This window comes from Streptomyces chengmaiensis, from assembly GCF_029846775.1.
GTDB classification, from domain to species: domain Bacteria; phylum Actinomycetota; class Actinomycetes; order Streptomycetales; family Streptomycetaceae; genus Streptomyces; species Streptomyces chengmaiensis.
In genome coordinates this window covers 1-5,074 of sequence record NZ_JARWBG010000117.1, presented here as the reverse complement: position 1 = coordinate 5,074, position 5,074 = coordinate 1, and the positions used below count along the sequence as shown (strand labels likewise).

Annotated in this window: 2 protein-coding genes and 3 pseudogenes; all 5 read left to right on the top strand. The window is 68.9% G+C overall.

Features of this window, described 5'->3' with window-relative positions; genetic code table 11:
• Positions 1–138, top strand: a pseudogene (locus QCN29_RS36525) (ATP-binding protein); the annotation flags it as partial.
• Between the two features lie 355 nt (positions 139–493).
• A complete protein-coding gene (locus QCN29_RS36520; protein WP_398860711.1) occupies positions 494–3,883 on the top strand; it encodes a sensor histidine kinase in 3,390 nt (1,129 codons plus the stop codon).
• Positions 3,861–4,211: pseudogene (locus QCN29_RS36515) on the top strand (roadblock/LC7 domain-containing protein); the annotation flags it as partial. The gene QCN29_RS36520 and the pseudogene QCN29_RS36515, both read left to right, overlap by 23 nt.
• Positions 4,212–4,307: 96 nt before the next feature.
• On the top strand, positions 4,308–4,910 hold the full coding sequence (locus QCN29_RS36510; RefSeq protein ID WP_279933556.1) for a DUF742 domain-containing protein: 603 nt from the start codon (positions 4,308–4,310) through the stop codon (positions 4,908–4,910).
• Positions 4,891–5,074 (top strand): annotated as a pseudogene (locus QCN29_RS36505) (ATP/GTP-binding protein); the annotation flags it as partial. The gene QCN29_RS36510 and the pseudogene QCN29_RS36505, both read left to right, overlap by 20 nt.

Sequence of the window (5,074 nt, the reverse complement as noted above, 5' to 3'; positions counted from 1 at the left end):
AACCCCGACGAAGTACGCGAGGCCCTCCAGATCGGCCCCGACACCCCCATCATCACCACCGACGCCCGCCACCGCGCCGACGCCAAGAGCGCCCTGATCACCCTCGTCGAACACGCCCTCATGGCCCGGCTGAAGTAGTGATCGCCAAGTCGACACGGCAATACGGCAGTTGTCGTAGAGAAAGCGTGGGCGGACTGTGTCGTAGGACACGGTCCGCCCTGCGGGTTCATAACGTTTCGACAGAGAATTCTCGGACAGTGGACACCCATCGCATCCGATCGGTGCCACTGTGCTGACATTGCCCCTGCTTTTTGGCGGGCCTCGTTCTTTATGCCCGTTTTATCAGGGGCGAGTGCTACTCGGAATGACTGATTCCAGGTGTTTGGATCGGGGCCGGTCCACGTGCTGGAATTCGACGAACTCCCGAGTAGTACGGCTCTGAACGAAACACACGGCACAACGTTGGTGCCGACGCCGAGAGGTTGTTGGTCGAGTGAGGCGAAGCATGACGAGCTCCGCAGAGCAGCAGGCGCGGGGCAACTTCACCCCGGCGCAGCGTGCGGCCGCGTCGCCCGCGGAGGAGCCCAGCACGCCCGCGACGCCCGCCGCCGGCGGCAGCCAGAGCCCGCTGTCCCCGCGCAACTGGCGCGTGCCCACCCGCCTGAACGCCATCCTCCTCATACCCGTGCTCGTCGGGCTGGTGATGGGCGGCTTCCAGGTGAAGCAGGCCGTGGACACCTGGGACGAGGCGGAGCAGGCGGAGAAGACGGCGCTGATCGTGCGCGCCGCCTCCAAGTACAGCCAGGCGCTGCTCAACGAGCGCGACCTCACCGCCCAGCCCCTGCTCACCGCCACCAGCGAAGACCAACGCAAGGCCAGGGTCGTCACCGACGCCTACTCCGCCACGGACTCGGCCGCAGCGGAGTTCAAGGACGCCATCAGGGACATGCCCGAGGGGCAGGGTCTTGAGCGCCGGCTGAGGCTCTTCCAGGAGGAGGAGCCCAAGCTCGCCAAGCTGCGCGAAGCCGCGTACGGCAAGGCGCTCGACCCGGTCGCCACCGAAGAAGGCTATGTCCAGGTCCAGCACTCCCTGATGGAGTTCTCCAACGAGCTGGGGCTGGGCACCGGCAACGTCACCAGCTTCGGCCGGACCCTGTACGCCATCCAGCTGTCCAAGGCCGCCGGGTCGCTGCAGCGCTCCATCGGCATGCATCTGCTGGTCCGCCCGTCCGAGGACCCCAAGGTCCTCGCCAAGCAGACCGTCGCTTTCAACTCGTACAACTACCTCGAGCAGATCGCCATCGCCGAGTACGTCTCCGGCGGCACCCAGGAGGACGAGGACCGCCTCAAGCAGGTCATGGCGGCGAAGACCGCCACGGGTGAGAAGCAGCTCAAGGCCGCCGGTCTGAACCCGCCCAAGGGCGCCGACGGCTCCGTCCTCACCGGCATGGCCAACCAGATCGGCCAGGGGCAGACGCCGGAGGACCTCAAGGCGAAGGACATCACGCCCGAGACGTGGATGGGCGCGGCCACCGCCAAGTTCGAGGGCTACTCGCAGGTCGAGGCGGAACTCGTCGACAAGGCCGTGTCCGAGGCCTCTGCGATCGCCGACGACGCCAAGCGGGACGCCATCGTCATCGGCTCCGCCGTCGTGATCGCCCTCCTGGCCGCCTTCATCCTGGCCGGCCTCATGGCCCGCCAGATGAGCCGCTCGATGCGCGAGCTGCGCACCGCCGCCTTCGGCATCGCCGAGCAGCGGCTGCCGATGCTGGTCGACCAGCTCTCCCGTACGGAGCCCGGCCGGGTCGACACCCGGGTGCAGCCGATCCCGATCGACTCCCAGGACGAGATCGGCGAGGTCGCCCGCGCCTTCGACCAGGTGCACCGCGAGGCCGTGCGGCTCGCCGCCGAGCAGGCCATGCTCCGCGGCAACGTCAACGCGATCTTCACCAACCTCTCGCGCCGCAACCAGTCGCTGATCGAGGGCCAGCTGACCCTGATCACGGATCTGGAGAACAACGAGGCCGACCCGGACCAGCTGGAGAACCTGTTCAAGCTGGACCACCTGGCGACCCGTATGCGCCGCAACGGCGAGAACCTCCTCGTCCTCGCGGGCGAGGAGCCCGGCCGCCGCTGGGACCAGCCGGTCCCGCTCGTCGACGTGATGCGCGCCGCCTCCTCGGAGGTGGAGCAGTACGAGCGCATCGAGCTGTCCGGCGTCCCCGAGGCCGACATCCACGGCCGGGCCGTGACCGACCTGGTGCATCTGCTGGCCGAGCTGCTGGAGAACGCCACCACGTTCTCCTCGCCGCAGACCAAGGTCCGGGTGACGGCCACCCGGCTGCCCGACGGCCGAGTCATGATCGAGATCCATGACAAGGGCATCGGTCTGACCGCCGAGGACTTCGCCGACATCAACCACAAGCTGGCCAACCCGCCGACGGTGGACGCCGCCGTCTCCCAGCGCATGGGCCTGTTCGTGGTCGGCCGGCTCGCCGACCGGCACGGCATCCGCGTCCAGCTGCGCCCCTCGGGCGAGCAGGCCGGCACCACCTCGCTGGTGATGCTGCCGGACGAGATCACCCACGGTGGCGGCGGCATGCAGCTCCCCGAGGACGACTTCACCGTCTCGCAGATGATTCCGGAGCAGCACTCCTACGAGACCGAGCCGATGCGCACCGCCGCGGAGCTGGGCTTCGACGACTCCCGCTACGAGAACGCGGACGGGGACGAGCGTCAGCTCGACCCGGTGGGCCGCTCGCTGATCCGTGAGGAGCGCCGCGCGGCGCTGGAGGCTCAGGCCCACGCCAAGGCGGGCGACGCGGAGTACGGGCAGGAGCAGCAGTACGACGCGGAGTACGGCGAGGACGCCTCATACGAGGACTCCTCGTACCAGGGCTCCTCATACCAGGAGTCCTCGTACCAGGAGTCCTCGCATCCCGACGGCCGCCAGGAGTACGGCCAGGAGGGGTCCTTCGGCCAGGAGCAGTCCTTCGGCCAGGAGGGGTCCTTCGCTCCGGAGCAGCAGTACCAGGCGTACCAGCAGGACTACGGCCAGCAGGAGTACCAGGAGTACCAGGGCGGACAGTCCCCGCAGCAGCCGTACGACGGCCTCCCGAGCCCCAACGGCTCCGGCCCCGGTCAGGGTGGCGCGTACCAGGAGCAACAGCAGGCCGCATATGCGGAAGCTGACTTCCAGGCCCCGCAGGACTCCGACGGTCAGTACTCCGGCTCGTACGACTCCGATCCCCACCAGGCCAAGTGGCCGGATCAGAGCGGCTATCAGGACAGCTACGAGCCTGACTACCGCACCGAATCGGAATCTGGCCCCGGCGCTCCCGCCGACGGCTCGGACCGCGTAGGCTTCAACCATCCGGGAACCGCTCCGAGCAGCGGCCACGAGCTGACCGACGCAGGTCTGCCGCGGCGCGGCAGCAGCCAGCAGTCGCCGCCGCCTCAGCAGCAGCCCCAGCAGGCGCAGGACCAGCAGCAGTGGCAGCAGCCGGCGGAGCAGGCCCCTGGAGCCGCGCAGAGCGGGCGGACCGAGGCGAATGGCAGCGCGAACGGGAGCGGAAGCGGTGCCGATCCCGAGGGCTGGCGCTCGGTCAACGACCAGCGCTGGCAGCGGGCGGAGAAGCTCCGAGACCCGAAGGCGGGCGGAGTGACCCCGTCCGGTCTTCCCCGGCGAGTGCCCAAGGCCAATCTGGTCGAGGGCACGGCGGAGCAGACCCCGCAGGCCGGCCCCCAGGTGTCCCGCGCCCCTGAGGATGTCCGGGGCAGGTTGAGCAACCTGCGCCGCGGCGTCCAGAGGGGACGCAGCGCGGGTACGGACACGAACGGATCGGGCCTCGGCCCGGGTAGTACCTACAACCAGGAGCGTTAGTGTGAGCCNACTCCTGCTGGCGATGTCCGAAGGGTTCCCCCGCGACCGGGCCGATCAGCTGGCCGCCGTCGCATCCGGTCTGACCTCGCTGACCGCGGGGGCGTCCCGGATCTTCGAAGGCGGCCCGGTCAACCAGACCGTGGTCGAGATGGAGCGCGGGTTCCTCTTCATCATGTCCATCTCCGACGGTTCCTCGCTTGCGGTGCTCGCCCACCCGGAGGCCGACATCGGCCTGGTGGGCTACGAGATGGCCCTGCTGGTGGACCGCGCGGGCAGTGTTCTCACCCCGGACCTGCGCGCCGAACTCCAGGGAAGTCTTCTCAACTAGCAGACGAACGGTGCGTTTCTCGCCACCGCACCGTAGGGTGCGGTGGCGCGGCTCCACAGGGACATGGACCGGCGATCGGCAGTCGGAGGAGGAAACGTGGCAACACCCCCGGGCGGACGCCCGTATGACGGTGGGCATCAGGCCTCTGGTGAACACCCTCAGAGCCGTTTCAACTTTCCTTCGGCACCGACGGGCAGAGGGGGCGGCCAGGACCCGTACCAGCAGCCCCAGGCACCCCAGTCGCCGTATGACCGCACCTTCAACCGGCAGGCACGGCGGCCGGCAGAGCAGCCGCAGCAGCGGGCCCAGCAGTCCGCGGGCGGTTCGGGGGCCGCGGGAGCCCGTCCCTCGGGCGCGCACAACCCACTGGTGCGTCCCTATGCCATGACTGGCGGCCGTACGCGGCCGCGTTACCAGCTCGCCATCGAGGCGCTGGTGTCGACGACGGCTGATCCCGCGAGGCTGCAGGGGCAGTTGCCCGAGCACCAGCGGATCTGCCGACTGTGTTTCGAGATCAAGTCGGTCGCCGAGATCTCGGCGCTTCTCTCCATCCCCCTCGGCGTGGCCCGGATCCTCGTAGCCGACCTGGCCGAGGCCGGACTTGTCGCCATTCATCAGCCCGGCGGTGAAGAGTCCGCCGGCGGTCAGCCAGATGTGACACTGCTCGAAAGGGTGCTCAGTGGACTTCGCAAGCTCTAGCGGCGGTGCATCCCGCTCAACCACCAGTGCGAAGATCGTGGTGGCGGGCGGCTTCGGCGTGGGCAAGACCACGTTCGTCGGCGCCGTCTCGGAGATCAACCCGCTGCGTACCGAGGCCGTCATGACGTCAGCGTCGGCCGGCATCGACGACCTCACCCACACCG